Raw genomic sequence first — 3,618 nt, forward strand, 5'->3', positions numbered from 1 at the left:
ATCTCGTCCGCCATCTCCTTCGTCAGGGAGAAGACAATGATCTTGACGCCGACCATGTTGTCGGAGCCCTCGACCTCGTCGCGCCGCGACGCCTCGACGTAGAAGGGAGCGCCAGGATCTTGCCGCAGATGGTGTCGCGCCGTCTCCATGGCGCGCGCCTCCTCCTCGGCCAGCAGTTCATGGGCCTTCGCCAGCCGCGCCGCGTCATGGGCGCGTGCGGTCCGTGCGTCTTCCCTCTCCTGTTCGCTCACCACGGGACCTCCTCCGGCAGCTGGTGCTTCGTGCGGAACAACTGCGCCGCCACGTCGATCAGCGCGCACTCCCTAGCGATGGGGAGCGGCGGCACGACGGGACGCCCCGCGCCTCAGCAAGTTCAGCATTACCGGTCGCCCGATCGTCGGCTTGGTCTCGCCGGCCAGCTGGTCAAGCCGCCCTCCCCCGTCTCGGTCACTGATGCCGGCGCAGCTAATGCCGCAGGGAAGTGAGCGTCAGCGAGCATGGCCGCGCAAGATTGCTCTCCCCATCGATGCGTTCCCGAGCAGCCCAGTTTTTCGTGAACGTCCCGTCTTCCCGGTCGCGACGCCGAAATCAGCGCAGCGCTGCGGGGCGGTGCGAGGGAGCGTACAGGCCCTGCTGCGGAGCAGGTCGCCTGTGGGCTCGGGCGCCGCGCGGACGGCGGAGAGACCGAACTGCCTCGGTTTCACGTTCTGCCCGGCATTCTTCGAACGCCCGGTGCAGTTCGCGGTGTCAGCGCTGCGTGTCGGCGGCCAGAGTTCCTGCTACCGAAGCCGCCTATGAACGTGCAGCGCGTCTGACTTGCTCCTCTGGAGCAGGCTCGGGCTGCGACTGGCTCTGCGCGGCCGCTGCGGCCATGGCGCGGCGGATCACGTCCAGATAGCGCATGCCATCCGCGGTTTTGACCGTCACTACGCTGCGCCGGTCCGCTGGATCAGTCTTCCTGCGGACCAGATTCAGCTCGCCGAGCCGGTCAAGCGCACGGCTGATCGCAGGCTTCGACACGTTCAGATCCGCGGCCAAGCCGCGAACTGTGTGCGCCTGCCCGCTAAGATAGGCCGTGAGGAAAACGGCGAGCTGGCGCGCCGACAGATCGCGGTGATCGGCTCTGACCAATTCTCGCACAATGCAGCATCGTCGGTCACGCACGCGCCTCCGCCCCAGTCGCATCGGCAATTTATGAAGCACCTTCCGACTCCGGCAATGCGGATCATTGCGGAAGTTGTTGACCATGGGGCTGATGCTCTTGACGGCCGTGCGGCGGCTCAGTCTTCCGCGCCGCCATCGGTGATTGCGCTAAGGGAACCGACTCAGTAGCCGTTCGTATCGTTCTCGCAGGCCGAAGAGAACCCCTTTGCTCTCGTCCGTGGATGCGTCGAGTGATGGCCTGCTGCGCTTACCTCTGCCCCGCTGGCCGCTGCCCTGGCCAGCGGGGCTTTCTGTCAGACAGCGAAGATTAGCGACTTGGTACTAGGACGCACGTCGGTGAGCGCCTGGTACGCGTCCGCCAGCTTAGCTATGCGCGAGTCTGTGAGACAACCCTGGCGGCGCCGCGCTGGATCGATCTCAGCGGGTGAGATTTCCGCCGATGGTGGTGAAGGTCGTGTTGAGGTTAGTACCGACTGTCACGAGCGCAACGATGCAGACGACGATGATAAGCGCCGCGATGACGCCGTACTCAACCGCCGTCACGCCTTTGTTGTCCTTCGCGAGTTGAAAGGCCAGATCCGTCCCGCGACGCGTGAGCGCCTTTACTTGCTTGAGCACGATGATCCCCCTTTTCTGCCGTGTGTCCAAAAAGTTGAACGTCGGCCGCCTAACAATGACCGGCGGTCATGTTCGCGTCAACAGGTACAAATCGATACAAAAATGATACGATGTTGGCGGCGGGCAATCTTCCCCCATCGCGGATGCCGAAGGCATGGAGCAGGAGCGCGGGGTCAAAGCGATCGCGCGCGGCCAGCAAGGCCTGCGGCGCGGGTAAGGCGTCGGCTTCGCTAGATTCAATCCGTCGGAGAAGCTTGCCTTCGCTGCGGTGCCGCGCGTGGCTCCGGCGGCCTTTCGGGTAGCCGGGGCGGGCCCGCCGGAAGCTCAGGCGGGCGTGGCCTCGACCAAGCTCACCGCCGCCCTTGTCGGGATGACCCGGTCGAGCCGCAGGCCCGCGGCGGTGAGGAAGGCGCGGTACTCTGCCTCCGTGCGCTCGCATCCTCCGGTGCGCACCAGCATGGTAAGGTCCATGAGCATGTCCTCCTGGACCGTCGGTGACGCCGTGGCCTCGATCCGGTCGGGCAGCACCGGCTCGACCAGCAGCAGGCGCTGCCCGCGCCCGGCGCCTTCCATTGCGCGGCGGCATGTCGCCAGCACGGAGACCGCGCGCGCCTCGTCGAAGCTGTCGATCACCCGTGATAGGACGTAGAGGTTCCCGCCCTCCGGCACCCCGGCGAACATGTCGCCGCCCACCACCTCGCAGCGGTCGGCCACGCCCGCCTCTGCGAGCAGCCGCGGCGCACCCTCGACCACGCCCGGTAGATCGATCAGCACGCCGCGCAGGCCCGGCCGCGCCCGAAGGATGTCCGCGATCAGCCGCCCCCGGCCGCCGCCGACGTCCACCACGACGCCGTCGGCCGGGAAGTCGTAGGCCGCCACGACGGCCGCGGCCACGGTCGCCGAGAGCGCGGTCATGCCGGCGTTGAACACCTCCCCGAAGCGCGCGTCGGCGGCGTAGCGGCGGAACGCATCCTCGGCCCCGAAGAGCAGGTCCGCCGCGGTCCGCCCGGTGCGCACGCACCGCTCCAGCTCCCCCCAGGTGACCCAGTAGTCCTCGTCGCCCCACATCAGCGCCAGGTCGCGCACCGAGCCGGCCGCGCCTGTCCGCAGGGCGGCACCGAGCGGTCCGAGGGCGAACCGGCCGTCGGCGGCCTCGGAGAAGACGCCGTAGGCGGCTAGGGCGCGCAGCACGCGCCGCAGCGACGGCGCGTGCGCGCCCGCGAGCCGGGCGAGGTTGTCGGCCGCGAGCGGGCCGTCGGCCAGCAGGTCCGGGAGGTTCAGCCGGAGCGCCGCGTGCAGCGCGCGGGACGCCTGGTAGGCGGTCGCCAGGCGCAGCGCCCGCTCCGCCGCATGGCGCAGCGGCCCGGCCGACGGAGGCGGACCACCGGGGCAATCATGGATTTCCGACATCTGCCAATCTCCCGGCCGGCAAGACCCGAAAATGAGGGCTCGGCGGCCACGCGGGCCCGGCGCCCCCAATCCCGCCCGACCCCGGCGCCGCCGTCAATCAAACTCGTACCCGCATGGCTGGAGACGCTAATTCCGCCGGGAGCGGCCTCGACCATATCCTGCACGCAGTTGCCCGGTCCCTCGGGGTCTCCACGGAGCGCGGCGCCACCAGAACATCGGGGGAGCGCATGGCCCTGGGAATTTCGGCAGCGATACGCGCGCGTGCAGTCGTGCGTGCGCGTTTCAATTCCCTGCCTCGCCTGTCATCGCAGCAGCCTCCCTGCCTCGCTATCTGCTTGGGCGGCGGCCAGCGCCATGTCGTGCACCGCTTCCGCGAGGTCGTCCGGCATGTCCACCGCCGGCTCATTGATGCCCGGCAGCGTCGGA

The 3,618-nt window shown here is 68.5% G+C and carries 4 protein-coding genes; all 4 read right to left on the minus strand.

Annotated features, from left to right (window positions below; all coding sequences use genetic code 11):
- Positions 1-251: hypothetical protein (locus tag ACLF3M_RS35120; RefSeq protein WP_430661663.1), on the minus strand; the 251-nt coding region annotated here is incomplete at its 3' end.
- 541 nt (positions 252-792) lie between these two features.
- A complete protein-coding gene (locus ACLF3M_RS35125) occupies positions 793-1,185 on the minus strand; it encodes a MarR family winged helix-turn-helix transcriptional regulator (RefSeq protein WP_430661666.1) in 393 nt (130 codons plus the stop codon).
- 396 nt (positions 1,186-1,581) lie between these two features.
- The gene (locus tag ACLF3M_RS35130) at positions 1,582-1,782 is read right to left on the minus strand and encodes a Flp family type IVb pilin (protein ID WP_430661664.1); all 201 of its coding nucleotides are present in this window, start codon (positions 1,780-1,782) and stop codon (positions 1,582-1,584) included.
- Between the two features lie 324 nt (positions 1,783-2,106).
- Complete coding sequence (locus ACLF3M_RS35135) at positions 2,107-3,192, minus strand: methyltransferase (protein WP_430661665.1); 1,086 nt, start codon at positions 3,190-3,192, stop codon at positions 2,107-2,109.
- Positions 3,193-3,618 lie beyond the last annotated feature (426 nt).

The organism is Falsiroseomonas sp. HW251 (assembly GCF_050563545.1).
In the GTDB taxonomy this organism is placed as follows: domain Bacteria; phylum Pseudomonadota; class Alphaproteobacteria; order Acetobacterales; family Acetobacteraceae; genus Falsiroseomonas.